The sequence below is a fragment of the Micromonospora sp. RTP1Z1 genome, from assembly GCF_033804685.1.
In the GTDB taxonomy this organism is placed as follows: domain Bacteria; phylum Actinomycetota; class Actinomycetes; order Mycobacteriales; family Micromonosporaceae; genus Micromonospora.
This window is the reverse complement of record NZ_JAPFQV010000061.1, coordinates 1-25,177: the sequence shown is the minus strand read 5'-3', so window position 1 is coordinate 25,177 and position 25,177 is coordinate 1. Positions and strand designations below refer to the sequence as shown.

At 72.3% G+C, this 25,177-nt stretch carries 23 protein-coding genes, 1 tRNA gene and 2 pseudogenes; 22 read left to right on the top strand and 4 right to left on the bottom strand.

Going from position 1 to position 25,177, the window contains the following annotated elements; translation table 11 throughout:
* Positions 1 to 58: 58 nt before the first annotated feature.
* From SLP03_RS25135 to SLP03_RS25065, 15 genes are all read left to right on the top strand, one after another.
* Complete coding sequence (locus tag SLP03_RS25135; protein WP_319463095.1) at positions 59 to 925, top strand: hypothetical protein; 867 nt, start codon at positions 59 to 61, stop codon at positions 923 to 925.
* A gap of 1 nt (position 926) precedes the next feature.
* A complete protein-coding gene (murJ, locus tag SLP03_RS25130) occupies positions 927 to 2,618 on the top strand; it encodes a murein biosynthesis integral membrane protein MurJ (protein WP_319463094.1) in 1,692 nt (563 codons plus the stop codon).
* On the top strand, positions 2,615 to 3,757 hold the full coding sequence (locus tag SLP03_RS25125; protein ID WP_319463093.1) for a glycosyltransferase family 4 protein: 1,143 nt from the start codon (positions 2,615 to 2,617) through the stop codon (positions 3,755 to 3,757). Before murJ ends, SLP03_RS25125 begins: the two co-directional genes overlap by 4 nt.
* Positions 3,757 to 6,150 (top strand): hypothetical protein, encoded by a 2,394-nt coding sequence (locus SLP03_RS25120; protein WP_319463092.1) that lies wholly within the window; start codon positions 3,757 to 3,759, stop codon positions 6,148 to 6,150. The genes SLP03_RS25125 and SLP03_RS25120 overlap by 1 nt, the downstream gene beginning before the upstream one ends.
* Before the next feature lie 150 nt (positions 6,151 to 6,300).
* Positions 6,301 to 8,049, top strand: a complete 1,749-nt coding sequence (locus SLP03_RS25115; RefSeq protein ID WP_319463091.1) for a CTP synthase — start codon at positions 6,301 to 6,303, stop codon at positions 8,047 to 8,049.
* Entirely contained in the window at positions 8,046 to 8,651 is a 606-nt protein-coding gene (locus tag SLP03_RS25110; RefSeq protein WP_319463090.1) for an NUDIX hydrolase, read from the top strand. The genes SLP03_RS25115 and SLP03_RS25110 overlap by 4 nt, the downstream gene beginning before the upstream one ends.
* 343 nt (positions 8,652 to 8,994) lie before the next feature.
* Complete coding sequence (ald, locus tag SLP03_RS25105) at positions 8,995 to 10,110, top strand: alanine dehydrogenase (protein ID WP_319463089.1); 1,116 nt, start codon at positions 8,995 to 8,997, stop codon at positions 10,108 to 10,110.
* Positions 10,107 to 11,114 (top strand): site-specific tyrosine recombinase XerD, encoded by a 1,008-nt coding sequence (locus SLP03_RS25100; protein WP_413644747.1) that lies wholly within the window; start codon positions 10,107 to 10,109, stop codon positions 11,112 to 11,114. Before ald ends, SLP03_RS25100 begins: the two co-directional genes overlap by 4 nt.
* A 193-nt stretch (positions 11,115 to 11,307) precedes the next feature.
* Complete coding sequence (locus SLP03_RS25095; protein WP_319463088.1) at positions 11,308 to 12,231, top strand: AAA family ATPase; 924 nt, start codon at positions 11,308 to 11,310, stop codon at positions 12,229 to 12,231.
* 54 nt (positions 12,232 to 12,285) lie between these two features.
* Positions 12,286 to 13,317 carry a ScpA family protein gene (locus tag SLP03_RS25090; RefSeq protein ID WP_319463087.1) on the top strand — a complete coding sequence of 344 codons (1,032 nt, stop codon included), beginning with the start codon at positions 12,286 to 12,288 and terminating at the stop codon, positions 13,315 to 13,317.
* 5 nt (positions 13,318 to 13,322) lie between these two features.
* Positions 13,323 to 14,240 carry an SMC-Scp complex subunit ScpB gene (scpB, locus tag SLP03_RS25085; RefSeq protein WP_319463086.1) on the top strand — a complete coding sequence of 306 codons (918 nt, stop codon included), beginning with the start codon at positions 13,323 to 13,325 and terminating at the stop codon, positions 14,238 to 14,240.
* Positions 14,227 to 14,988, top strand: coding sequence for a pseudouridine synthase (locus SLP03_RS25080; RefSeq protein ID WP_319463085.1), 762 nt, complete (start codon positions 14,227 to 14,229; stop codon positions 14,986 to 14,988). Before scpB ends, SLP03_RS25080 begins: the two co-directional genes overlap by 14 nt.
* A gap of 190 nt (positions 14,989 to 15,178) precedes the next feature.
* Positions 15,179 to 15,859, top strand: coding sequence for a (d)CMP kinase (gene cmk, locus SLP03_RS25075; protein ID WP_319463084.1), 681 nt, complete (start codon positions 15,179 to 15,181; stop codon positions 15,857 to 15,859).
* Positions 15,856 to 17,262, top strand: a complete 1,407-nt coding sequence (gene der / locus SLP03_RS25070) for a ribosome biogenesis GTPase Der (protein ID WP_319463083.1) — start codon at positions 15,856 to 15,858, stop codon at positions 17,260 to 17,262. Before cmk ends, der begins: the two co-directional genes overlap by 4 nt.
* Before the next feature lie 186 nt (positions 17,263 to 17,448).
* Positions 17,449 to 17,522, top strand: a tRNA-Pro gene (locus SLP03_RS25065).
* Positions 17,523 to 17,597: 75 nt separating this feature from the next.
* Here SLP03_RS25065 and SLP03_RS25060 read toward each other — a convergent pair.
* Positions 17,598 to 17,959: pseudogene (locus SLP03_RS25060) on the bottom strand (site-specific integrase); the annotation flags it as partial.
* Here SLP03_RS25060 and SLP03_RS25055 point away from each other — a divergent pair.
* The 4 genes and pseudogenes from SLP03_RS25055 (at position 17,948) to SLP03_RS25045 (ending at position 19,149) form a co-directional block, all read left to right on the top strand.
* Positions 17,948 to 18,220 carry an IS3 family transposase gene (locus SLP03_RS25055; RefSeq protein WP_319463082.1) on the top strand — a complete coding sequence of 91 codons (273 nt, stop codon included), beginning with the start codon at positions 17,948 to 17,950 and terminating at the stop codon, positions 18,218 to 18,220. The pseudogene SLP03_RS25060 and the gene SLP03_RS25055 sit on opposite strands and share 12 nt — an antisense overlap.
* Before the next feature lie 15 nt (positions 18,221 to 18,235).
* A pseudogene (locus SLP03_RS31755) lies at positions 18,236 to 18,457 on the top strand (IS3 family transposase); the annotation flags it as partial.
* Positions 18,452 to 18,697 carry an IS3 family transposase gene (locus SLP03_RS31750; protein WP_413644746.1) on the top strand — a complete coding sequence of 82 codons (246 nt, stop codon included), beginning with the start codon at positions 18,452 to 18,454 and terminating at the stop codon, positions 18,695 to 18,697. The pseudogene SLP03_RS31755 and the gene SLP03_RS31750, both read left to right, overlap by 6 nt.
* A 320-nt stretch (positions 18,698 to 19,017) precedes the next feature.
* The gene (locus tag SLP03_RS25045; RefSeq protein ID WP_260428364.1) at positions 19,018 to 19,149 is read left to right on the top strand and encodes a hypothetical protein; all 132 of its coding nucleotides are present in this window, start codon (positions 19,018 to 19,020) and stop codon (positions 19,147 to 19,149) included.
* 371 nt (positions 19,150 to 19,520) lie between these two features.
* Here SLP03_RS25045 and SLP03_RS25040 read toward each other — a convergent pair whose 3' ends face one another.
* Positions 19,521 to 19,760, bottom strand: a complete 240-nt coding sequence (locus SLP03_RS25040) for a hypothetical protein (RefSeq protein ID WP_319463080.1) — start codon at positions 19,758 to 19,760, stop codon at positions 19,521 to 19,523.
* An 85-nt stretch (positions 19,761 to 19,845) separates the two neighbouring features.
* Here SLP03_RS25040 and SLP03_RS25035 point away from each other — a divergent pair, with 85 nt between their 5' ends.
* Positions 19,846 to 20,052, top strand: a complete 207-nt coding sequence (locus SLP03_RS25035) for a hypothetical protein (RefSeq protein ID WP_319463079.1) — start codon at positions 19,846 to 19,848, stop codon at positions 20,050 to 20,052.
* A gap of 243 nt (positions 20,053 to 20,295) precedes the next feature.
* On the opposite strand, the gene SLP03_RS25030 is transcribed toward SLP03_RS25035, so the two are convergent.
* Complete coding sequence (locus SLP03_RS25030; RefSeq protein ID WP_319463078.1) at positions 20,296 to 20,754, bottom strand: hypothetical protein; 459 nt, start codon at positions 20,752 to 20,754, stop codon at positions 20,296 to 20,298.
* A 286-nt stretch (positions 20,755 to 21,040) separates the two neighbouring features.
* Positions 21,041 to 22,309 carry an MFS transporter gene (locus SLP03_RS25025; protein WP_319463077.1) on the bottom strand — a complete coding sequence of 423 codons (1,269 nt, stop codon included), beginning with the start codon at positions 22,307 to 22,309 and terminating at the stop codon, positions 21,041 to 21,043.
* 457 nt (positions 22,310 to 22,766) lie between these two features.
* Here SLP03_RS25025 and SLP03_RS25020 point away from each other — a divergent pair, with 457 nt between their 5' ends.
* Both SLP03_RS25020 and SLP03_RS25015 read left to right on the top strand, forming a co-directional pair.
* Positions 22,767 to 23,108: a PadR family transcriptional regulator gene (locus SLP03_RS25020; protein ID WP_319463076.1), complete on the top strand. Its 342-nt coding sequence runs from the start codon at positions 22,767 to 22,769 to the stop codon at positions 23,106 to 23,108.
* On the top strand, positions 23,105 to 24,055 hold the full coding sequence (locus SLP03_RS25015; RefSeq protein ID WP_319463075.1) for a permease prefix domain 1-containing protein: 951 nt from the start codon (positions 23,105 to 23,107) through the stop codon (positions 24,053 to 24,055). Before SLP03_RS25020 ends, SLP03_RS25015 begins: the two co-directional genes overlap by 4 nt.
* Positions 24,056 to 25,177: the final 1,122 nt, after the last annotated feature.

Sequence of the window (25,177 nt, the reverse complement as noted above, 5' to 3'; positions counted from 1 at the left end):
GCCGACCGCTGTCCGGTCTGCACCACATCGCGTACGGCATCCGGATCGGAGGGGTCGCGTGACCAGGTGGGGTCGGCTGCTGGCCGCCGGCGCGGGGGCGGTCGCCGCCCGGTACGTGCTGCGGGAGGTGCGTACCGCCCCGGTGGGGCCGGCGCTGGAACGGACCAACTTCCGCGGCCGGACGGTGACCCTGGCGGCCGGCCCGGCGCTCGCGGTCGGCGCCGCCACGGCCGGCGCGCTCGGCGCCGGCAGCGCCCCGTCCGGAGCGGCCGCGCTGGTCGCCGGGCTCGGCGCGGGCGCGGTCGGGCTCTACGACGACGTGGTCGGCGCGCGCCCCGAGCAGAAGACCGCCAAGGGCTTCGCCGGGCACCTCGCCGCCCTGCGCGAGGGGCGGGTCACCGCCGGCCTGGTCAAGATCATCGGGGTGGGCGCCGCCGGCCTCGGCGCGGCCGCGCTGCTCGCCGCCGACGCCCGGGTCGCCGCGCACCCCCGCCGGCAGCGCCACGGCGCCCTCGGCCGCGGCGTCGACGTGCTGCTCGGCGCCGGCGTGGTCGCCGGCACCGCCAACCTGCTGAACCTGCTCGACCTGCGTCCCGGCCGGGCGTTGAAGTCCGGCATGCTGCTCGGCGCGCCGCTGGCCGGCGGAGCGCACGGCGGCATCGCCGTCGGCGCGGTCGGTGCCGCCGCCGGCCTGATCCGCGACGACCTCGACGAGCGGGTGATGCTCGGCGACAGCGGCGCCAACGCCCTCGGCGCGCTGCTCGGCGTCAGCATGGCCGCCCGGACCGGACCGCTCGGCCGGGCCGGCATCCTCGCCGTGCTCGCCGTGCTCACCGCCGCCAGCGAGAAGGTCAGCTTCACCCAGGTGATCCAGCGGACGCCGGGGCTGCGGGAGCTCGACGCGCTGGGCCGGCTCGACGACTGACGTGAAGAACCCGGGACCCCTCGCCGGCGTCGGCCGGGTGGCCGGAGCGGCCGCCCTCATCGCCGCGCTCACCGTGGTCAGCCGACTCGCCGGCTTCGGTCGTACCGCCGTCTTCACCTGGACCCTCGCCCCAACCGACCTCGGCGGCGCGTACGTCGTGGCGAACAACCTGCCGAACTTCATCTTCGAGATCGTGGCCGGCGGGGCGCTGGCCAGCCTGGTCGTACCGCTGCTCGCGGGCGCGGTGGAGGCCGGCGACCGGCGGGGCGTGGCCGCCACCACCGGCGCCCTGCTGACCTGGATGCTCAGCCTGCTGGTGCCGCTCGCGGTGCTGGTGGCGCTGCTCGCCGACCCGCTGATCGGGCTGCTCGGCCACGGCCTCAGCCCGGAGCAGCGGCAGGCCGGCGCCTCGATGTTGCGGGTGTTCGCGCCGCAGTTGCCGCTCTACGGCGTCGGCATCGTGCTCACCGGCGTGCTCCAGGCCCACCGGCGGTTCGCCTGGCCGGTCATCGCGCCGCTGCTGTCCAGCGTCACCGTCATCGCGGTCTACCTGGGCTTCACCGCCGCCGAGGGGCGGCTGGCCACGGTCGGCGAGGTCGGCCGCGGCGGTGAGCTGCTGCTGGCCGGCGGCACCACGCTCGGCGTGGTGGTGCTGTCGCTGTCGCTGCTGATCCCGCTGCGCCGGCTCGGGCTGCGGCTGCGGCCGGGCTACGGCTTCCCCGCCGACGCGCGCGCCCGGGTGGGCGGCCTCGCCGTCGCCGGGGTGGTGACGGTCACCGCCCAGCAGATCGCCCTGATCGTCGGCCTCAACCAGGTCACCTTTGGGCCGAAGTCCAACCCGGGTGTGTACAACCTGGCGCAGACCATCTACTTCCTGCCCTGGGCGGTGCTGGCCGTGCCGCTGGCCGTCGCCGCGTACCCGACCCTGTCCGCCGCCCGGGCCGCCGGTGACGAGCGGGCGTACCGGGAGACCCTCGCCCCGGCCGTCCGCGGGGTGGTCCTGTTCAGCCTGCTGGGCGCCGCCGCGCTGGTCGGCATCGCGGCGCCGGTGGGGCACTTCTTCTTCGCACCGGAGGTGGCCGGCCCGGCGGCGGCGGCCATCGCCGGGTTCGCGCCCGGCCTGCTCGGCTACGGCCTGTTCGCCGTGCTCACCCGGGCCCTCTACGCCCGCGGCGAGACCCGCGCGGCGACCGTCGCCACGGCGGTGGGCTGGCTGACGGTGCCGGTCCTGGCGGTGCTCCTCGGGCGCCTGCTACCCCTCGCCGACCGGGTACTGGCGGTCGCCCTGGCCACCTCGGGCGGCATGCTCCTGCTCGGCGGCCTGCTGATCGCCGCGGTGCGCCGCTCGGCCGGCCGGGACGCGCTGGCCGGCGTGGGCCGGGCCGGGGCGGCCGGTCTGTTCGCCGGTGCGGTCGCCGGGCTCGGCGGGGTCGCCACGTCCCGCTGGCTCGCCGGGCTGGGCGACGGGACCCCGACGACATCGGAGGCGCTCGTTCAGGGCATGCTGTCCGGGGTCGTGGTCGGCGCCCTGTTCCTCGCCGTCGCCTGGCTGACGGACGAGCGGGACGTACGGCCACTGCTCACCGCCGTGCTGCGCCGGCTGGGCCGGAGACGCCCGCCCACCGCGGCCGGCGGGCAGGAGGACCAGATGCCCCCGGAACGGGGTGACGGGAAGGAGACGGTGTCCCCATGACCGACGCCACGTCGGCACAGCGGTGGCCCGGCTCGGTGGCCCTGGTGCTCGCCTCCAGCACGGGTGGGGTGGGACAGCACGTCCGCTCGATCGCCCGCGGCCTCACCGCCGCCGGCGCGACCGTGGTGGTCTGCGGCCCGGCCGCCACCCAGGACCAGTTCGACTTCACCGGTGTCGGCGCCCGCTTCACGCCGGTGGAGATCCCCGCCACCCCCACGCCCGCCGACGCGCGGGCCGTCGCGGCCCTGCGCCGGGCGCTGGCCGACACTCCCGTCCAGGTCGTGCACGCGCACGGGCTGCGGGCCGGGCTGGTCGCCGTCCTCGCCCGCCCGGCCGCCCCGGTGGTGGTCACCTGGCACAACGCGGTGCTCGCCGGCGGGCTGCGCGGCCGGCTCTCCCGGCTTGCCGAGCGGGTCGTCGCGCGCTCCGCCCGGGTGGCGCTGGGCGCCTCCGCCGACCTGGTGGAGCGGGCCGCCGCGCTGGGTGCGACCGACGCCCGGCTGGCCCCGGTCGCCGCGCCCGCGCTGCCCGCGCCGCGCCGCCGCCGCGCCGCCGTCCGCGCCGAGTTCGGCGTCGCCCCCGACCGCCCGCTGATCCTCTCAGTGGGCCGGCTGCACCCCCAGAAGCGGTACGACGTGCTGGTCGACGCCGCCGCCCGGTGGCGTACCCGGACCCCGGCGCCGGCCGTGGTCATCGCCGGCAGCGGCCCCGCGTACCTCCAGCTCGCCGCCCGGATCTCGACCGCCCGGGCGCCGGTGACCCTGCTCGGGCACCGCACCGACGTGGCCGACCTGCTCGTCGGCGCCGACCTGGCGGTGGTCACCAGCGCCTGGGAGGCCCGCCAGCTCTTCGCCCAGGAGGCGCTGCGCGCCGGCGTACCGCTGGTGGCGACGGCGGTGGGCGGCCTGCCGGAGCTGGTCGGCGACGCCGCGGTGCTGGTCCCGCCCGGCGAGGTCGACGCGGTCGACGCGGCGGTGCGGGAGCTGCTGGACGACGGTGCCCGCCGGGCGGAACTGGCCCGCCGGGGCGCCGCCCGGGCGGCGACGTGGCCGACCGAGGCGGACACCGTCACCACCCTGGCCGCCCTCTACGCTGAGCTGGCGCCGGCCGGGGCCGATCCGTCGACGGGACGTCGCTGATGCTGCGCAGGCTGACCCCGGTCCTGCTGACCCTGGTCGTGGTGGCGCTCGGCATCACCGCGCTGGCCGCCCGGCCGAACACCGGCACGCCCGGGCGCAGCGCCGACTTCGTGGTGCTGGCCGGGGTGGCCGGTCTGCGCTGGGACGACGTGGACCCGCAGACCACCCCGACGCTGTGGCGGATGGCCGAGCAGGGCTCGATCGGCTCTCTGTCGACCCGCTCCGCGCACCGGCCCACCTGCCCGGTCGACGGCTGGCTCACCGTCGGCGCGGGGAACTTCGCCGCCTGGAACGGCAGCCGTCCACCGGGCGGCTGCCCGCCCGCCGCGGTGACCGTGGACCAGCCGGACGGCATCGGCGCCAACCTCCCGGACCAGGAGGGCGTCGTCCGGTACAACCAGGACCGGCTGTCCTGGGGTACGACGCCGGGTGCGCTGGCGGAGTCCGTCCGCTGCTCGGTGGCGGTCGGGCCGGGAGCGGCGGTGGCCGCCGCCCGGCCGTTCGGCCGGGTCGACCGCTACGCGCCGGTCCTTCCCGCCGACCCGGCCAAACTGCTGGGCTCCTGCGTGCTGAGCATCATCGACCTGGGCAGCGTCGACGGCGAGGACCGGGCGTCCCGGGCGGCGCAGGCCCGGCTGGCGGACGCGCAACTGGCCCGGGTGCTCGCCGCCCGGCCGCCCCGCTCGCTGGTGGTCGTCGCCGGCGTCTCCGACACCGACCAGCCGTCCCGGCTGCACGTCGCCGTGGCCGACGGCCCGGGCTGGGAGAAAGGCTGGCTGACCTCGCCGAGCACGGCTCGGGAGGGGTACCTCCAACTCGTCGACCTGGCGCCAACCGCCCTGGCGGCGCTCGGCCGGCCCATGCCGGAGCGGCTCTTCCTCGGCCGGCCCGCCGTCTCGGTCGGCGGCCGACCGGCGGACCTGCAGGCCGCCATCGATCAGCCGGCCGACGCCGACCGCGAGGCCGGCGCCCAGCGTCGGGTGGCCGGGTGGTTCTTCACCCTGCTCGCCGTCGCCCAGGTGGTGCTCGCGGTGGCGGTGCTGCCGCTGCTGCGCCGGGCCCGCCGGCACGCCGGCCCGCACGGACCGGAGCCGGTCTCCCGGCGGGTGGTCGCCACGGTGGAGTTGCTGCTCGTCGCCGCCGCCCTGGCCTTGCCGGCGGCCCTGCTCGCCGACGCGGCGCCGTGGTGGCGGGGCCAGCACGCCGGCTGGTGGTTCGCCGTGGTGACCGCCCTGCTGATCGTGGGCGGGACGGCCGCGGTCCGGTTCACCCCCGGCCACGACCGCACCCTCGGTCCGCTCGGCGCGGTCGCCGGCCTGGCCACCCTGGTGGTCGGGGTGGACGTGCTCACCGGGTCGCGGCTGCAGCTCAACGGCGTGGTCGGCTACTCCGCCCTGGAGGGCGGCCGGTACTCCGGGCTCGGCACCATCGGCCTGGGCGTGTTCATCGCCGGTTCGCTGCTCAGCGCGGGCTGGCTGGCCCAGCGGTTCCGCCGCGAATGGCGGCCGATGGTGATGGTGGCCGTCGGGGGCGCCGCCGTGGTCGTCGTCGGCAGCCCCTACCTAGGTGCGGACTCGATCGGCGCGATCGCGCTGACCGCCGGGGTGAGCGTCGCCGCGGCGATCAGCACCGGCGGCTGGCTGACCGTGAGCCGACTCGCCTGGGCCACCATGGCGGGGCTGGCGGTCACCATCGGCTTCGCCGTGGTGGACGTGCGCCGCCCGGCGACGGAGCGGGGCAGCCTCGGCCGGTTCCTGGCCGCGCTCGGCGACGGCACCAGCGGCCTCACCGTGCACCGTGCCGGCACCGCCAACGTGGAAACCCTGGTCAACAGCCCGCTCACCATCCTGACGCTGGCCGGCGCGGCGCTGGTCTGGCTGGCGCTGCTGCAGCCCTGGGGCGGCCTGCTGCGGCTGTTCGGCATCTACCCGGCGATCCGGGCCGCGATGGCGGGCACCGCCGTGGCCGCCGGCACCGGCGGGCTGCTCGGCGGCTCGGCGCTGGACGTGGCCGGGGCGGCGGGGGCCCTGGCGGTGCCGATGGCCGCGCTGGCCGCGCTGCGGGTGCTGGACCACTCCACCGACCGTACGCAGCCCGGCGCGGGGCGACCCGGCGACGAGGGACCCGGCGGCGCGGCCGGTGGCCCCACCGACGGCGGCGACCGCCCCGGGGGAGGCCGCGCGTCGGGGGACGGGCGGGCCGACACCCCGCCGACATCTGACCCCGACGGCACCGGACCGGACGGAACAGCCGCCGGCCGCTCCGGACCGGTGGGAACGGCCGGCGATGCGCCGGCGCCCGCCGGCGCACCGACGCCGCCGCGGCCGGACGGGCGGCCGGTGATCGTGCCCGCCCAGCCCGGTCCGGCATCGACCGAGGTCCCCACCGGCTGACCCGGACCGGGTCCGACGTGCGCCGACGGCGGGTGCGAGGCCTGCCCTGGCCGGGGAAGGTGTTAGCGTGGAATCCCGTGGATCGCGTGATCACTTGACTGATCGGCACGGCGGTTCGCACGACCGCTACGGACGACACGGGAGCAGGCGTTGGCCCCTTCAGCACGGACGACCAGGCACATTTTCGTCACCGGGGGCGTCGCCTCCTCGCTGGGTAAGGGCCTCACCGCCTCCAGCCTCGGCAATCTGCTGACCGCGCGCGGGCTGCGCGTGGTGATGCAGAAGCTCGACCCGTACCTCAACGTCGACCCGGGGACGATGAACCCGTTCCAGCACGGTGAGGTCTTCGTCACCGAGGACGGGGCCGAAACCGACCTCGACGTCGGGCACTACGAGCGGTTCCTCGACCGGGCGCTCTCCGGCAAGGCGAACGTCACCACCGGGCAGATCTACTCGGAAGTGATCGCCAAGGAGCGGCGGGGCGAGTACCTGGGCGACACCGTCCAGGTCATCCCGCACATCACCAACGAGATCAAGGCACGGATCCTCGGCATGGCCGAGGCGGACCCGGACGGCCAGGTGCCGGACGTGGTGATCACCGAGGTCGGTGGCACGGTCGGCGACATCGAGTCGCTGCCGTTCCTCGAGGCGATCCGCCAGGTCCGCCACGACCTGGGTCGGGACAACTGCTTCTACCTGCACGTCTCGCTGGTGCCCTACCTGGCGCCATCAGGCGAGCTGAAGACGAAGCCGACCCAGCACTCGGTGGCACAGCTGCGCAGCATCGGAATCCAGCCGGACGCCCTGGTGCTGCGCTGCGACCGGGAGATCCCGGAGAAGGTCAAGGAGAAGCTCTCGCTCTACTGCGACGTGGACCGGGAGGCGGTCACCGCCGCCCCGGACGCGCCGAGCATCTACGACATCCCGAAGGTGCTGCACCGGGAGGGTCTCGACGCGTACGTGGTGCGCCGGCTCGGGCTCTCCTTCCGGGACGTGGACTGGACCAGCTGGGACGACCTGCTGGACCGGGTGCACCAGCCGCACCACACGGTCACCGTCGCGGTGGTCGGCAAGTACGTCGACCTGCCCGACGCGTACCTGTCGGTCAGCGAGGCGATCCGGGCGGCCGGGTTCGGCCACCGGGCCCGGGTGCAGCTGCGCTGGGTGCCAAGCGACGACTGCGTCACCCCGGCCGGCGCGGCGGCCGCCCTGACCGGCGTCGACGGCATCCTCATCCCCGGCGGCTTCGGCGTACGCGGCATCGAGGGCAAGATCGGCACCGCCCGGTACGCCCGGGAGAACGGCATCCCGCTGCTGGGCCTCTGCCTCGGCCTGCAGTGCATGACCATCGAGGTGGCCCGCCACTTGGCGGGACTGGACGGGGCGAACTCGCTGGAGTTCGACGAGGAGGCCAAGCACCCGGTCATCGCCACCATGGCCGACCAGGAGGACATCGTCGCCGGCCGGGGCGACCTGGGCGGCACCATGCGGCTCGGGGCGTACCCGGCGAAGCTGACCGAGGGCTCGCTGGTCGCCGAGGCGTACGGCAGCACCGAGGTCAGCGAGCGGCACCGGCACCGGTACGAGGTGAACAACGCCTACCGGGACCAGCTCACCAAGGCCGGCCTGCACTTCTCCGGCACCTCGCCGGACGGCCGGCTGGTCGAGTTCATCGAGCTGGACCGCGGCCTGCACCCGTTCTTCGTGGCCACCCAGGCGCACCCGGAGCTGAAGAGCCGGCCGACCCGGCCGCACCCGCTGTTCGCCGGCTTCGTCAAGGCGGCCATTGCGTACTCCGAGGCCGACCAGCTCCCGGTCGACCTCGACGCGGCCCCGGCGGGGAAGAAGGCCAGCCGCAACGGCACCGCCGCCGCGGCGAAGGCGGCGTCGGCGTCGTGAGCGCCGTCGAGCACCGCTACGAGGTGACCGACCACCGGGAGATCTGGTCCGGCCGGATCTTCTCGGTGGTCAGCGACGACGTCACCATGCCCGGCGGCGGCACCGCGGCCCGTGAGTACGTCCGGCACGTCGGCGCGGTGGCCGTGGTGGCGCTGGACGGCGCCGGCCAGGTGGTGCTGATCCGCCAGTACCGGCACCCGGTCGGCCGGCACCTGTGGGAGCTGCCGGCCGGGCTGACGGATGTCAGTGGCGAGGACCTGGCCGCGGCGGCGGCCCGGGAGCTGGCCGAGGAGGCGGACCTGACCGCCGGCACCGTCGACGTCCTGGTCGACCTGCACAGCTCGCCGGGCTTCTCGGACGAGCTGGTCCGGGTCTTCCTGGCCCGCGACCTGGCCGACGTGCCGGCGGAGCAACGGCACGACCGCCGCGAGGAGGAGGCCGACCTCCAGGTCGTCCGGGTCGACCTCGACGAGGCGGTCCGGATGGTGCTGGTCGGGGAGATCACCAACGCGTCCTGCGTGGCCGGCCTGCTCGCCGCCGCCCGGGCCCGGGACACCGGCTGGACGGTGCTGCGTCGGCCGGACGCGCCGCTGCCCTACTGAGGCGGCACGACGACGAAGGGGCCGCGCGGTGTCACCGCGCGGCCCCTGGCATATGAGCGGACACCTTGGTGATCACCGGCGATCCTGTCCGCACCGTAGCGCCGACGGTGGGACGATGGGCGCGAACATTGTCCCGACGGCTGAGGTGGTCTCCACCGCCGGCCCGGTCGACGCCTGACACTTCGTCAGGACGACCAGGCACCGGATGTCACTGTGCTGGCTCCCGAAAGGTGCCCGCGCGCCTAGACTGCCGCCGGCGGGATCGGTGGACTGCGGCGGCAATGGGGCCGTCCGCGCACCGAGCAGTCGGGGTGAGGCAGCCCCGAAGAGAGGTGTCTGCATCGTGAAGGTCGGAATCCCACGCGAGGTCAAGAACCACGAGTACCGCGTGGCGATCACGCCGGCGGGCGTCAACGAGTTCACCCGCAGCGGTCACCAGGTCCTCGTCGAGTCCGGCGCCGGCGTCGGCTCCAGCATCAGCGACGAGGAGTTCGCCGCGGCCGGAGCCAAGATCCTGGCCACCGCCGACGAGGTGTGGGACGCCGCCGAGCTGGTGCTCAAGGTCAAGGAGCCGGTCGAGGAGGAGTACCACCGGATGCGCGAGGGGCAGGTGCTCTTCACCTACCTGCACCTGGCCGCCTCGAAGACGTGCACCGACGCGCTGATCGACCGCAAGGTCACCGGCATCGCGTACGAGACGGTCGAGCTGCCCGACCGCTCGCTGCCGCTGCTCGCCCCGATGTCCGAGGTGGCCGGCCGGCTCGCCCCGCAGGTGGGCGCCTTCTACATGATGCGTACCGGCGGCGGCCGCGGCGTGCTGCCGGGCGGCGTCTCCGGCGTGTACGCGGCGAAGACCGTGGTCATCGGCGCCGGCGTGTCCGGCATGAACGCCGCGGCGATCGCGCTGGGCCTGCAGTCCGAGGTGCTGCTGCTGGACAAGAACGTGGCCCGGCTGCGCCAGGCCGACGCCATCTACCGGGGCCACCTGCAGACGGTCGCCTCCAACGCGTACGAGATCGAGCGGGCCGTGCTCGACGCGGACCTGGTCATCGGCGCGGTCCTGGTGCCGGGCGCGAAGGCGCCGAAGCTCATCTCCAACGAGCTGGTCTCCCGGATGAAGTCGGGCAGCGTGCTCGTCGACATCGCCATCGACCAGGGCGGCTGCTTCGAGGACTCGCGTCCCACCACGCACGCCGACCCGGTCTACAAGGTGCACGAGTCGATCTTCTACTGCGTGGCGAACATGCCCGGCGCGGTGCCGAACACCAGCACCCACGCGCTGACCAACGTCACCCTGCCGTACGCCCTCGAGCTGGCCAACCACGGCTGGCGGGAGGCGCTGCGCCGCGATCCGGCCCTCGCGCTGGGCCTGAACACCCACGAGGGTCAGGTCGTCTACGGCCCGGTCGCCGACGCGCACGGCATGGCCACCCTGCCGCTGGCGGACGTGCTGGCCTGAGGGGCGACGGGCTGACCGGAACACCGGCCGGGGCCGGCACGGGCGAGCAGCCCGCGCCGGCCCTGCGCCGCGCCGTCCGCGGCTACCTCGACCACCTCACCGTCGAGCGTGGACTCTCCGCCAACACGCTCTCGTCGTACCGCCGGGACCTGGACCGCTACCTCGGCACCCTGGCCGCGGCCGGGGTGACCGACCTGGCCGCGGTCGGCGCGGCCCAGGTCGAGGCCCACCTGGCCCGGCTACGCGCCGGCGACGACGACCACCCGCCCCTGGCGGTGTCGTCGGCGGCCCGGGCGGCCAGCGCGGTGCGCGGCCTGCACCGCTTCGCGCTGCGCGAGGGGATGGCCGGCGCCGACCCCAGCCGCGACGTCCGCCCGCCCACGCCGCCGCGCCGGCTGCCCCGCGCGCTGCCGGTCGACGACGTGGTCCGGCTGCTGGAGACCGCCGGCGCGGTGACCGCCACCGGCGACCAGGCGCCCCTCGCGCTGCGCGACCGGGCGCTGCTGGAGTTCCTGTACGGCACCGGCGCGCGCATCTCCGAGGCCGTCGGCCTCGCCGTGGACGACCTGGACACCGACGACGGTGCGGTCGTGCTGCGCGGCAAGGGCGGCCGGACCCGGCTCGTGCCGCTCGGCGGGTACGCGGTCGAGGCGCTGCGCGCCTGGCTGGTCCGGGGCCGCCCGACGCTGGTCGCCGCCGGCCGGGGCACCCCGGTGGTCTTCGTCAACGCCCGTGGCGGCGTGCTGTCCCGGCAGGGCGCGTGGACCATCCTGCGCCGCACCGCCGAGCGGGCCGGCCTGCCGGTGGAGGGCCCCGGCGCGGTCTCGCCGCACACCCTGCGCCACTCGTACGCCACCCACCTGCTCGACGGCGGCGCCGACGTCCGGGTGGTGCAGGAGCTGCTCGGCCACGCCTCGGTGACCACCACCCAGGTGTACACGTTGGTCACTGTGGAGCGGCTGCGCGAGGTGTACGCCACCGCGCACCCGCGCGCCCGCGGCTGAGCCGGCCCCGACCGTCCTGACCGGCCGGTACGTCCGACACGCCGACCGGGTACCGAACGTGCTGCTGGTGCGTGGCGTACAGTCGGCATCGGCGCGGACCTCCTGGGGCGACGAACCGGGGTGCGCAGCGGCGCCGCGAAGGACGTCGGGCGGCTCCGACGCCGGGTGGTCGTCGGGAGGGGGCAACGAGGACATGGCTGGCAACGGTGACCGTGCCGACGCCTGGACGTCGGAGCTCCGCGAGCAGCAGGCGTCGCTCGGCGCTGACCTGGGTCCGGCCGACCCGGCCGCGTACACGATGCGCAAGCCCATCCCGGAGCCCATGCCGACCGACCGGCACGGCCCGGCGCGGATCATCGCGATGGCCAACCAGAAGGGTGGCGTCGGCAAGACCACCACGACCATCAACCTGGGCGCCGCGCTCGCCGAGTACGGCCGCAAGGTGCTGCTGGTGGACTTCGACCCGCAGGGCGCGCTCTCGGTGGGGCTGGGGGTCAACCCGCACAACCTCGACCTGTCGGTCTACAACCTGCTCATGCAGGACGACGTCCTCGCCGAGGACGTCCTGATCAAGACCGACGTGGCCGGGCTGCACCTGCTACCGGCCAACATCGACCTCTCCGCCGCCGAGATCCAGCTGGTCAACGAGGTCGCCCGGGAGATGGCGCTGGCCCGCGTGCTCCGGACCGTCCGCAAGGAGTACGACTACATCCTGATCGACTGCCAGCCCTCGCTCGGCCTGCTGGCGATCAACGCGTTGACCGTCGCGCACGGCGTGCTCATCCCCCTGGAGTGCGAGTTCTTCAGCCTGCGCGGGGTGGCGCTGCTGCTGGACACCATCGACAAGGTCCGCGAGCGGCTCAATTTCGACCTGGAGCTCGAGGGCATCCTCGCCACCATGTACGACAGTCGCACCACGCACTGCCGGCAGGTGCTCCAGCGGGTGGTGGAAGCCTTCGGCGACAAGGTCTACCAGACGGTGATCACCAAAACCGTCAAGTTCCCCGAGTCGACCGTCGCCGGCGCCCCGATCACCACGCTTGACCCGGCCTCCTCCGGCGCGCGCAACTACCGCCAGCTGGCCCGTGAGGTGATCGCCGCCCAGGAGGACCGGTAGGCCCGGGGTGCACCAGGTCACCGGCCCGTCCGGCCCGTCCACTACGGTCGTCGGGTGACCGCACCGCCCCTCGACCCACCCGCCGCGCCGCCCGGCGCCGCCGACCCGGCGGTCGCCGCCGAGCTGGCCGCGGAGGTCGACGGCGTCGTGCCCGTCGCGGAGACCAGCGGGTTCACCGTCCGGCTGGACAACTTCACCGGCCCGTTCGACCTGCTGCTGCAACTGATCGGCAGGCACAAGCTCGACGTCACCGAGGTGGCCCTGCACAAGGTCACCGACGAGTTCATCGCCTACATCCGGGCGATGGGCGACCAGTGGGACCTGGACGAGGCCAGCGAGTTCCTGCTGATCGCGGCCACCCTGCTCGACCTCAAGGCGGCCCGGCTGCTGCCCGCCGCCGAGGTGGAGGACGAGGAGGACCTCGCTCTCCTGGAGGCGCGGGACCTGCTCTTCGCCCGGCTGCTGCAGTACAAGGCGTACAAGGAGGCCGCGGCGCACATCGCCGAGCTGGAGGCGGTCGGCGGGCGGCGCTACCCGCGAGCGGTCACCCTGGAGCCCCGGTACGCCGAGGCACTGCCCGACCTGGTGCTCGGCATCGGCCCGGAGCGGCTGCTCAAGCTCGCGATCAAGGCGATGACCCCGAAGCCCACGCCGGAGGTCTCGATCGCCCACGTGCACATGGTCCGGGTCAGCGTCCGCGAGCACGCCGGGATCCTCACCGAGCGGCTGCGGCGCGCCGGCATCGCCACCTTCTCGCTGCTCTGCGCCGACTGCGAGATCACCCTGGAGGTGGTGGCCCGCTTCCTCGCCCTGCTGGAGCTCTACCGGGAGGGCCTGGTCGCCTTCGTCCAGGAGCAGGCGCTGGAGGAGTTGACCGTCCGCTGGACCGGCCCCACCGACGGCGACACCGAGCTGCACATCGACGAGTACGCCGGCTCCCCGGAGCCGGCGGAGGCGGCCCCGGACCCGCCGACCGTCGACGGCGGGGGCGGGGCGGGTGCGTCCACGCAGGCGTCCGGCGACGGAGGGCTGCCCGCGCCGCAGCCGGAGGAGCCGGGCGACGAGACGGGAACGACGGAGGAGTGAGCGCGATGAGTGACGAGGAGCACCGGGACTCCCTGGCCGATCAGGCCGCCGCCTGGGTTCCCCCGTGGGAACGCCGCCCCACCTCCGCGTCGGACTCCCCAGTAGGAGATCTTGGAAGCGGGCTGCCCCTCGAGGGGCCCGAATCGTCCAAGATCTCGGACGAGCCGGAAGAGCCGGAAGAGCCGGAAGAGCCGGACGCGGGTCCGGCGGAACCGGTGGCGGAGGTGGCTGCCGTCCCGGATGAGCCGGTGGCGGAGGTGGCTGCCGTCACGGATGAGCCGGTGGGGGAGGGCGCGGCTGCGGGCGTACCGACGAAGCAGCCGGCGGGGCGACGACGGGCGAGGCCCGCGCCCGCGCCCGCGCCCGCGCCGGAGCTGGACGACGCCGAGCTGCGCGGCGCGCTGGAGGCGATCCTGCTGGTGGTGGACGAGCCGGTCAGCGAGCTGACCCTCGCCGAGGTGCTGGAACAGCCGGCCGCGCGGGTCGGCCCGATGCTGGACGAGATCGCCGCCGGCTACACCGCGTCCGGGCACGGTTTCGAGCTGCGCCGGGCGGCCGGTGGCTGGCGTCTCTACACCCGCCCGGAATACGCGACCTACGTCGAGCGGTTCGTGTTGGACGGGCAGTCGGCACGGCTGACCCAGGCCGCGCTGGAGACACTGGCCGTGGTCGCCTACAAGCAGCCGGTCACCCGGTCGCGGATCTCCGCCATCCGCGGTGTGAACTGCGACGGGGTGATCCGTACGCTGGTCTCCCGCGGCCTCATCTCCGAGTGCGGCACCGAACCGGACAGCGGGGCGTTCCTCTACCGGACGACCACGATGTTCCTGGAGAAGCTCGGGCTGAACTCCGTGCACGACCTCCCGCCGCTCGCCCCGTTCCTCCCCGACGACGTAGAAGAGCTTGCTGATGCCACGCGATGACCGCACCGTCCGTACCGACGCGCCCGAGGGTGAGCGCCTGCAGAAGGTGATGGCCGCCGCCGGCGTGGGCTCCCGCCGCGCCTGCGAGGACCTGATCTTCCGGCGTCGGGTGACCGTCGACGGCCGGGTCGCACGGCTCGGCGACAAGGTCGACCCGGCCACCGCCGTGATCCACGTCGACGGCGAACGGCTGGTCGTCGACACCCGGCTGGTCTACCTGGCGATGAACAAGCCCCGCGGGGTGGTCTCCACCATGGCGGACGAGAAGGGGCGCACCGCGCTGGCCGACTTCCTCGGCAACCGGGTGGAGCAGCGGGTCTACCACGTCGGGCGGCTCGACGCGGACAGCGAGGGGCTGCTGCTGCTCACCAACGACGGCACCCTGGCCCACCGGCTGATGCACCCGTCGTACGGGGTGTCGAAGACGTACCTCTGCGAGGTGGCCGGGCCGATCCCGCGCAACCTGAGCAGGCGACTGCTGGCCGGGGTGGAGCTGGAGGACGGCCCGGTGACGGTCGAATCCTTCAAGGTGGTGGACACGCTGGGCAAAACCGCCCAGGTGGAGCTGATCCTGCACGAGGGGCGCAAGCACATCGTCCGGCGCCTGCTGGCCGAGGTGGGCCACCCGGTGGCCCGGCTGGTGCGTACCTCGATCGGGCCGATCCGGCTGGGCGACCTGCGCGCCGGGCGGACCCGCCGGCTGACCAACGCGGAGGTCGGCGCGCTGTTCAAGGCCGTCGGCGACTGACCGGAGTCGTTCCGGGTACCGCGGCGGGTAGGCTTCCTCGCGGCTGAGGTGGGCCGCGCGTGTCGCGGGTCGCGCCCGGCGACGTCGCGCGCGGCCCGGACGGGACCGCGGGCATCATTGACGATGGACAACCGCTCAACGGCGCCGGAGAAACCGGCGACCCGCGAGGTACGGGCTGAGGAGGAACACGGTGGGGCAGAACGAACGGACCGGGCGGTGCGTGGTCGCAGTGGACGGGCCATCCGGTTCGGGTAAATCCACCGTCTCGCGGCGGCTCGCCGTCAGCCTGGACGCCCGCTACCTCGACACCGGCGCGATGTACCGGGCGCTCACCTGGGCGGTGCTGCGCTCGGGGGTCGACCTGACCGACGCCGAGTCGGTGGCCAAGGTCACCGGTGAGGTGGACCTGCGCATCGGCACCGACCCCCAGGGGTACGGCGTGACCGCCGACGGCGTGAGCATCGACAAGGAGATCCGCGGCCCCGAGGTGACCGGCGCGGTCTCCGCCGTGGCCGCCGTGCCGGCGGTCCGGGCCATCCTCGTCGCCCGGCAGCGGCAGATCATCGCCGACGCCCGCCGGATCGTGGTCGAGGGCCGCGACATCGGCTCGGTGGTGGCGCCCGACGCCGACCTGAAGGTCTACCTGACTGCCTCCGAGACGGCCCGCGCCCAGCGGCGCAGCGCCGAGGACGCCGCCGACGTCGCCGTGACCGCCGCCGACCTGGCCCGCCGCGACAAGCTCGACTCGAGCCGCAAGGCCGACCCGTTGCAGCAGACCCCCGACGCGGTGGTGCTGGACACCACCGAGCTGGGCATCGACGAGGTCGTCGCCCGGCTGCGCGCGCTGCTCACCGAGCGGGGCGTGGCATGACCGAGGAGAGCGCTGGTTGGGTGGAGCTGCGCGAGCCGGACCTCGACACCGAGGAGCCGTCCGGCCCGCAGCCCGTGGTGGCCGTGGTCGGCCGCCCCAACGTGGGCAAGTCGACGCTGGTCAACCGGATCATCGGCCGCCGGCAGGCGGTCGTCGAGGACGTCTCCGGGGTGACCCGGGACCGGGTGCCCTACGACGCGCAGTGGAACGGCCGGTCGTTCACCGTGATGGACACCGGCGGCTGGGAGCCCGACGCCAAGGACCGCGCCGCCGCGATCGCCGCGCAGGCCGAGATCGCGGTCGTCACCGCCGACGTGGTGCTCTTCGTGGTCGACGCGATGGTCGGTTCGACCGACGTGGACGAGGCCGCGGTGAAGATGCTGCGGCGCAGCGCGAAGCCGGTGATCCTGGTGGCGAACAAGACCGACAACACCGCCATCGAGATGGAAGCCACCTCGCTATGGTCGCTCGGCCTCGGTGAGCCCTTCCCGGTCTCCGCCCTGCACGGCCGGGGCTCGGGCGACCTGCTCGACGCCATCCTGGACGCGCTGCCCGAGGCGCCGAAGATCGTCGACAACCGCCCGCGCGGTCCCCGCCGGGTGGCCCTCGTGGGCCGGCCCAACGTCGGCAAGTCCAGCCTGCTCAACCGCTTCTCCGGCGAGCTGCGCGCGGTCGTCGACTCGGTCGCCGGCACCACCGTCGACCCGGTCGACAGCCTGGCGGAGATCGGCGGCGAGACCTGGCAGCTGGTGGACACCGCCGGGCTGCGCAAGCGGGTCGACAAGGCCAGCGGCACCGAGTACTACGCCAGCCTGCGGACCGCCGGGGCGATCGACGCGGCCGAGGTCGCGGTGGTGCTGCTCGACGCCAGCGAGCCGATCAGCGAGCAGGACCAGCGGATCCTCACCATGGTCACCGAGGCCGGCCGGGCCCTGGTCATCGCCTTCAACAAGTGGGACCTGGTCGACGCCGACCGCCGGTACTACCTGGACAAGGAGATCGAGCGGGAGCTGCGCCGGATCCCCTGGGCGATCCGGCTGAACCTGTCCGCGATGACCGGCCGGGCGGTGGACAAGCTCGCGCCGGCGCTGCGCAAGGCCCTGGACAGCTGGGAGACCCGGGTGCCGACCGCGCAGCTCAACCAGTGGCTGACCGCGCTGGTCCAGGCCACCCCGCACCCGGTGCGCGGTGGTCGGGCCCCGAAGATCCTCTTCGCCACCCAGGCAGGGGTCGCGCCGCCGCGGTTCGTGCTCTTCACCACCGCGCCGCTGGACGCCGGGTACCAACGCTTCGTCGAGCGCAAGCTCCGCGAGGAGTTCGGCTTCGAGGGCAGTCCGGTGGAGATCTCCGTACGCCCCCGCAAGAAGCTCGGTCCCGGCGGTCGCGGCAAGGCCCACGGCTGACCCGTACGTCGAAACGCCGGGCGGCCCCGCGCCGCCCGGCGTTCCCTTACCCACACCCACCCGCCCAGGACGCTCTAGCGGGTGTGACGGATGGGGACGGACGGCGCGGGAGGGGGCGTGCTCGCGCTGGGAGGATCCTGCGCTAAGCTGTACCGGCTGTCGCGGGGGAAAACCGCGCGGGGGCATCGGGACGTGGCGCAGCTTGGTAGCGCACTTGACTGGGGGTCAAGGGGTCGTCGGTTCGAATCCGGCCGTCCCGACGCAGGTCAAAGGCCATTCGGAATCTTCCGGATGGCCTTTTCTGATCTTGTACAGCAGCGAAGTACAGCAACGGCTCATTGATCGAGGCTCTCGCCGAGCTTCCGTAGGGCTTCTCGGGTGGCCTTGGACGAGACCTGGCTGTAGATCTCCATCGTGATCGAGAAGTCCGCGTGCCTCAGGATCGCCATCGCGATCCGGGGATGCACGTCCAGGTCGACCAGCAGGTACGCCGGGCGTCGTGAACGGTGATCTTAGGGACGCCGGCTCTGGCGATGCGGCTGTCGTAGGACCGGTTGAAGTTCCGCGGCTCGACCGGCAGCCCGTAGCGGGTCGTGAAGATCATGCCGGTGTCGTGCCAGGCCTCGCCGGCCCTCTCCCTGGCCGTCTCCTGTTGTCGGTAGCGGTGCCGTAGCGCGGTGTCAAGGTGACCCGGCAGGCGTGGTCGGAGCACCGCGGCGTCTACGGCGCCCGACGGCTCACCGCCGAACTGCACGAACGCGGCCACCGGTGGAACCGCACGGCGGTGGCCCGGCTGATGCGCCTGGCCGGCATCGAGGGCGCCCACCGACGCCGGGGGGGTAAGCCCCGCCGCAAGGCGGCGTCGACCGCGACCGCGCCGGACCTGGTCCAGCGGCAGTTCACCGCGACCGCACCCAACCGGTTGTGGGTCGCCGACATCTCCTACCTGCGCACCTAAGAAGGATTCCTTTACCTCGCCGTGGTCGTCGACGCCTACTCCCGCCGCGTCGTCGGCTGGGCGATGGCCGACCACCTGCGCACCGAGCTGAACCTCGACGCCGTCGGCATGGCCATCCAGCACCGCCGACCCCGCCCGCGACCAGGTCATCCACCACTCAGACCGCGGAACGCCCAGTACACATCGTTCGAGTTCGGCCGCACCCTGCGCTCCTGCGGCGTCCTCGCCTCAATGGGCTCCGTGGCCGACTGCTTCGATAACGCCCTGGCCGAGACGTTCCTCGCCACCTTGAAGACCGAGCTGGTCTACACCCGCGCCTGGCCCAGCTGGCACGAACTGGAGACGGAGGTCTTCTACCACATCGAGGGCTTCCACAACCCTCGCCGCCGGCACAGCCGTCTGGGTAACGTCAGCCCTGACACCTACGAGAAGATCCACCACGAGTCCCTAACAGACATCGAGGTGTCCGGCCGATAGGGTCACTTCAGTGTGCCTGAGTGGACCACTCCACTGCTGTAGACCGGGACACGCTTGAACGTGGCCGTTCACCGACAACACAGACACGGCCCGGCCCCGGCGGGATCCTGAAGCGGGCTCCTCCGGCCCGGTTTGACGCGCGTCTCAGTAGGGAAATTTCGCGGACACCTCAACGAAGGAGACTGTATGGAGACGTCCGCTAGCGTCGGGCGCAGTTGCCCACAGCCGACACGTCCATGTGCAGCGGCGCGTGTTGCAGCGCCGACCGCGAGGGGGCGAGCCTAATGGCTCGCGTCGGTCGCTACGGGATCCCAGGGTTCGTGTGGTTCCTGATCTGGCTCGTCGTCTGCATCTTGATCGTCATCCTGTTGGCGCTGCTCATTCACCACTTCGGAGGCGCCTCGCTTTCGCTCAAGCTCGGCCACTTCTACCTGAACATCGGGGTCACCTGACCTGCCAGATCGTCGACACTCCGGCGCCGGTATTGCACCAGGCGTGTTAGCCGTCACCTTCGGTGACGGCTAACACGCCTTGGAAGCGAGCAAGCGTGCAGTGCCAGCCCTGTGCAGCGCCATGAGTCGATTGAGGCGCAGCACACCAGCCTGAATCTTGTCGAGTGGACCAACAGATCACGGGCTGACAGGAACTGGCCGACTATGCTGCGCGGATGTCCGAGCCTCCCAAGGCGTACTCGATTGCCGTCCGCTTGCAGCGTTCCACAACCGAAGAGGCGTACCTGTCCGTTCCCATCGATGCAGCGATCATGCAGGCCGAGCCTGCGGTCGACGGCAGCTACCGGATCGTAGGTCGCCGGCGAACGCCGTCAGTCTGTCGCCTCCGAAGCCGGTGGCTGCCGGTACTGGTAGATCTGGGTGTCATCAAGCGCGTCAGCGAGAATGTAGACATGCTCAACCGCGGGCGCCCGAACATCCTGTGCCCCGACATAGAAGCCAGCCTGAGGCAGGTTCACCACCGTCGGCGGGCTGCCGTCGACGGTCACCTCCACTGCCATCAATCTCCCGTCGACCGGTCCGCCCAAGAACCACGCCTCCGCTGCCGCCATCAGGCCATGATGCCGTCTTCGCCTCATCCAGAACCCGCAGCCGCGAGTGCTTCCACCCTGCTGCAAGGCTTGCGACACTGGCCACATGACCGCCGAACGGCGACCGAGCGAAGCCGAGCGTGAGGATGGCTGGTACGGCTACGAGCCAGAACCGTCTCAGCGGGCGTCGTTCGTGCAACGGGTGCCGCTGCGGTGGTGGCGAGTCCGGTACTGGCGCAAGTACCGACGCGCCCACCAGGCCGCGCTGGAGCGGCTGGCCGTCCGGCAACGCGAGCGGGGACAGCTGGGCTAAGCGGGCCGCAAAGAGGCGGAGTCGGCCACTGCCGTGCCGCAGAGGCAGCCAGGAGGCAGCGAGAAAACCAGCAGCGGGCAGCAGGAGACGACAAGGGCAGCAACGAAGCCGCGCTCCCCATCGCATGACGGCATTAGGTGGTATCCAACGATGCGTCGTACCCACGTTCGGGACGAAGAAGTCATAGGTTCGGATCCGGCCGCTCCGACCAGCTCAGAGCACATTGGCGTAGCGGATGACCCATCAGGCCGGGTGCTCGCGGAGGAAGGACTGTGCCGCCGCCTTCATGGCCGCCACCGCTTCCTCCGGTTGGTTGTATATGGCATCCCATCCGGCGTACAGCTCCAAGAAGCGATCGGCGACCGCTCGCAGCTCCGGCAATCCGGAGTAGCAGGCCTGCCAGTAAATCTCGTGGGCCAGGTCCTCCGGGTCGCCCTTACCAACAAGGATGTTCGCCGCCGCCTCACGCATCAGGTGCAGCCGGGCGCCGCTCTCGTCCGGGACCGGCCAGTCAACCTCATCCATTGCCTGCCGGAACAGGTCGACCGCTTCCCGCGACTGTCCCTTCGACAGACCGGCGAGTTCGCGCAGGGCCGGAGAGTCGAAGCCTCTGGTCAGGGCATGAGCAGCCGCCATCGGTAGGTCATCGCCCGCCGGCTCTCCCATCGCCAGCCGGATAGCAAGGTCTCGCAGCTGCTCCACTCCCAGAGGCTAGGCGGGGCCTGGACTGCTGGCCAGGGAGCCCAGGCCGTCGCCAGGCCGTCAGAGGCCGGACATGGACGACTAACAACAACCACAGGCCACGACGTATACCCAGGTAGCCGAGCGTGACCTAGGCGACGGCCAGCGGGGCCTCCGCTGCCTTACCTGTAGTTGGTGAACCGCTGACCCCTCCGCGGACGCTACTGGGTGCTGTCGAGGTCGGGAGCAGGCGTGGTTCCTACGGCGTTCGCGATCGAGACGAGATCTGGGGTCAGCGGCGGTTGGGTCAGCGGCCACGACTTGCTCCGACCCCTGGAGGCTGTTGGGCGGTCGGTTCCAGCTCGCCGGTCGCGACCTGTGACGGCAGTAGTAGGGCGGCCACTGCCGCGGTGATCGCGAGGACGGCGATGACGAGCCAGACCGTCAAGGTAAGAGACAGTTGTTGTCCAGCCACGCTGCCAACCACGCCGCCTACCACCGTCGCCGCCATTTCCACCGCCGAGAACGCGGAACTTACCCTGCCGAGTTGGTGGTCCGGCGTCTGTCGTTGAACCTGAACCTGAACCAGCATCAGCAGGGCGCCACCGGGCAGCCCAGCCAGCGCGATGAAGGCCAGCGCGGCGGCGAAGTAGGGGACGAGGAAAAGCCCGGCGAAGCAGAGCGTGATCGCCAGCAGGGAACCCGTGAACGACAGCCGTAGGCGGCCGCTACGAGAGAGGTGGTTCCCTGCGATTGCGCTGAGCAGGAACCCGCCGCCCAGCGCCGCCATGAGGATGCCCACGTCGCTGGCGTCACCGCCGAGGACGCTGATCACGTAGGGCACGAGCAGGACGTTGAGGGCGGCGTTGGCTAGCAGGAATAGACCGGAGACGGTGAGCGTGGCGCGCAGCACCGGATGGCCAAAGAGATGGGTGACGCCCTCTCGGGCCTGGAGCCAGAGCCCGGCCAGCCCGGAGTGCGACGTCGGCCGCTCCTGGGATTGCTCTACCGGCATGCGGCCCATCCCGAAGATCAGTATCGCCGAGGCCAGGTATGTGGCTGAGTCGATCAGTACCAGCCCGTCGAAGCCGACGAGCATGTAGAGCGCGCCGCCGACCGGTGCGCCGGCGAGGCGGACGATGCCGCTTGCGACGTTGGTCCAGGAATTCGCTGCCTCAAGGTCTTTGCCTCGGCCGACAAGGGCCGGGACGACCGCACGGGCGGCGGGCTGAAAGAAGTGCCCAATGGCGCTCTCGCAGAACATCGCGAGGTAGAGCAGCCAGAGCATGCCGGGATGGTTGACCAGAATCAGCGCCAGGACGACAACCATCCGCAGCATGTCAGCGCTGATCATGATCGAGCGGCGGTCCCACCGGTCGACCAGCACCCCGGCGACGGGGGCGAAGACGATTGCCGGCAGGGTTTGGGCGACGAAGGCGAGGCCGCTGCTGACCGTCGAACCGGTCATGGTGTAGACGTAGACCGGCACCGCCACGATCATCAGCCAGTTGCCCAGGTTCGACAGCAGGCTACTGCACCACAGCAGACCAAACCGTCGGCTCTTGAGGACGATCATCAATCTCCCCTTCGGCACCTGCTTTGCAGGCGGCACCTCGACCAAGTCGGAGGTACGAACCGTATGCGACGGCAACCGGGGTTCACGGCCGGTGGATTCAGGCGAGGGTAGGCCGGGCGGCAGCCGGAGACTCGCCGGCCCTACGCCATTGCTCATCCAGTCCGGCGAGGCAGCAAGAAAGCATCGCGAACCTCGATCAGAGTCGGTCCCGGACGACAAGGAACGCTGCCCACCACCTGCTGGCCGACCCACGTCGGTACCGTCCGGCAACCGTCAACAGGGTGTATCCGGCTCCCCCCGGCTGGGGTCATTCCCGCCGGTACCGATCAGGCCGTTACGTGCGCGAAGGCGTCCGGGATCGACCGGACGCCCCTTCCGTGTCGAGAAACAGCGTTGCGTGACATCACGACGACATGGCTCTAGACAATAGTGTGTGACGCACACTATCGTGTGATGCATGGTTAGCGATGACGTCCTGCGGACGCACCTCCAGGAGCTGCGGCGGGGCACCGTGGTGATGGCGAGCCTGGTCGCCCTGCGCCGCCCTGACTACGGCTACGCACTGCTGCAACGACTGACCGAGCACGGCTTTCCCGTCGACGCCAACACGCTCTACCCGCTGCTGCGCCGGCTGGAGGAGCAGGGGCTGCTGACCAGCGAGTGGAACACCGAGGAGAGCCGGCCCCGCAAGTTCTACCGGACCAGCGACGAGGGCAAGTCCGTGCTGCGCCGGCTGCTCGACGACTTGGCCGCCGTGCAGACCTCCATGACCGGGCTGATCGAAGGAGCCGACCGATGACCACCCTGACCGACCGCTACCTCGCCGCGACCCTGCGATCGGTACCCGCCCCGCGCCGGGAGGAGATCGCCACCGAGTTGCGGGCCTCGATCGAGGACATGATCGAGGACCGGACGGCAGGCGGGCAGGAGACCGCCACCGCCGAGCGGGAGGTGCTCACCGAACTGGGCAACCCCGCGCAGCTCGCCGCCCGCTACGCCGACCGCCGGCTGCAGCTCATCGGCCCGACCTACTACCTGGCCTGGGAACGACTACTGAAGCTGCTGCTCTCCTTCGTGCCGGCCCTGGTCGGCGTCGTGGTCGGCCTGGTGGAGGCGACCGACGGGAAGAACCCGGGCGGCGCGGTCGGCGCCGGCATCGCCGCGGCCCTCCAGGTGGTGGTCCAGATCGCCTTCTGGGTCACGCTGGTCTTCGCGGTGATCGAGCGGACCAACACCGCGCTGAACCTGCCGGAATGGACTGTCGACCAACTCCCCGAGGCCCGGGCCCACCGGCAGATCACCCTGACCGACACCGCCGCCACGATCGGCTGGCTCGTGCTGGTCATCGCGTACCTGCCGCTGCAGCACCTCCACTCGTTCGTCCCCGCCTCCGACGGCGGCAACCTGCCGATCCTCGACCCGGCGCTGTGGAGCTTCTGGCTGCCGTTCCTGATCGCCGTGCTGGTCGCCACCGTGGGCCTGGAGGTCGCCAAGTACCGGGCCGGGCGCTGGACCTGGCCGCTGGTCGCGGTGAACGCGGTGCTGGACCTGGCGTTCGCGGTGCCGGTGATCGGGCTGCTGCTGACCGACCGGCTGCTCAGCGTCGAGTTCGTGGCGCGCTTCGAGTGGCTGGGGCAGGGCGACAACCTGGACACCGTCGCGACCGTGGCGGTGGTCGTCACCATCCTGATCGCGCTCTGGGACATGGTCGACTGCGTGGTCAAGGCGTACCGCAACCGGCACTGATCCGCACCGACCGTCGCGGCCCGGCACTCACTCGGGTGCCGGGCCGCGGTACGTCCGCGTCGGGTTACCGGTCGCCGCCGGGCCGCAGAGCGCCGGAGGTGGCCGCGGCGAGGAAGCTCCACAATGGGGCCAGCTCCGCCCTGCCGCCGAGCAGCAAGCCTCATGACGGGGCGCATCTGGCACCACTGAGTGACTAGGTGGGTGACGACGGGTGCGAGCAACCACGGACACCGGTGGACCATTTGGGACCGTTCCGGCAGCTCAACCTACCCGCTCGCGCAGGTCATCGACCGGCGGTTGTTCTTTTGGGACGAAGGGGTCAAGCTCTGCCCGCAAGACGGCCGGCTGGGGACGGGCCTCTCGCCTAATCTGGGCGCCTCTCACCTGAAGGAGCCCGCCATGCCGCCGCCCCGCTTCCCGGCTGACCTCGTCGACGACCTCTGCGCCCCGTTCGCTGTGTATCGCCTCGGCGACCGGCACCCTCAGGTCGTGACCTACCGGCCCGCGCCCGACCGACCCGCGCATCGCCCGCAGGCACAGGACCCCAAGCCCCGCCCACGGACTAGGCCGGCCATAAAGCTGTCGACAGCAACACTGACAGCAACCGCAACGGACGGCAGCGCGCCAGCGAGTGCGGAGACGGACGGTACTCCGAGCTAACGACCGTCCCCGGACAAGGACGGACCTGCTGCACAGAGCTTGTAAGCGAGATATCGCGGGTCGAGCCGAGAGCCGTCAGGGGTACGGCGACACGGATGCGACACATGGGCCGCCAACTAAGATCCGGTACCGACGCAGGAAGGGGTCAGATGGAGACATGGCGTGTCCTGGCGGGTGCCGCCATATGCCTGGCCATGAGCCTCGTAGGTGTCGCCCTGGCCACCAACTTTCGTGGCGTGACGGAGTGGCACGTGCGGCGGTCGATGTCCACCGCGAGCGGGCTACGGCGAGTTCCGCCGTGGCGCTGGCTACCAGATGTCCCGCACGAGGAGCGTCTAGTACGGCAGCCGCCAATTGCTAGCTGACCAGGGCGTAGTCCCGGTTCAGCCGTGTGCGTTGGTGGAACCAGCGTGCGCGGGCCTGGTGACGGCGTCGCCAGTTGAGCCAGTGCGTGTCGTGGCC

Coding starts and splice junctions, on each gene's coding strand:
- SLP03_RS25025 (WP_319463077.1), bottom strand. CDS start 22,309: ATGATCGTCCTCAAGAGCCGACGGTTTGGTCTGCTGTGGTGCAGTAGC.
- der (WP_319463083.1), top strand. CDS start 15,856: ATGACCGAGGAGAGCGCTGGTTGGGTGGAGCTGCGCGAGCCGGACCTC.
- SLP03_RS25020 (WP_319463076.1), top strand. CDS start 22,767: ATGGTTAGCGATGACGTCCTGCGGACGCACCTCCAGGAGCTGCGGCGG.
- SLP03_RS31750 (WP_413644746.1), top strand. CDS start 18,452: ATGGGCTCCGTGGCCGACTGCTTCGATAACGCCCTGGCCGAGACGTTC.
- SLP03_RS25035 (WP_319463079.1), top strand. CDS start 19,846: ATGACCGCCGAACGGCGACCGAGCGAAGCCGAGCGTGAGGATGGCTGG.
- SLP03_RS25095 (WP_319463088.1), top strand. CDS start 11,308: ATGGCTGGCAACGGTGACCGTGCCGACGCCTGGACGTCGGAGCTCCGC.
- SLP03_RS25040 (WP_319463080.1), bottom strand. CDS start 19,760: ATGGCGGCAGCGGAGGCGTGGTTCTTGGGCGGACCGGTCGACGGGAGA.
- SLP03_RS25125 (WP_319463093.1), top strand. CDS start 2,615: ATGACCGACGCCACGTCGGCACAGCGGTGGCCCGGCTCGGTGGCCCTG.
- SLP03_RS25120 (WP_319463092.1), top strand. CDS start 3,757: ATGCTGCGCAGGCTGACCCCGGTCCTGCTGACCCTGGTCGTGGTGGCG.
- scpB (WP_319463086.1), top strand. CDS start 13,323: ATGAGTGACGAGGAGCACCGGGACTCCCTGGCCGATCAGGCCGCCGCC.
- SLP03_RS25080 (WP_319463085.1), top strand. CDS start 14,227: ATGCCACGCGATGACCGCACCGTCCGTACCGACGCGCCCGAGGGTGAG.
- SLP03_RS25015 (WP_319463075.1), top strand. CDS start 23,105: ATGACCACCCTGACCGACCGCTACCTCGCCGCGACCCTGCGATCGGTA.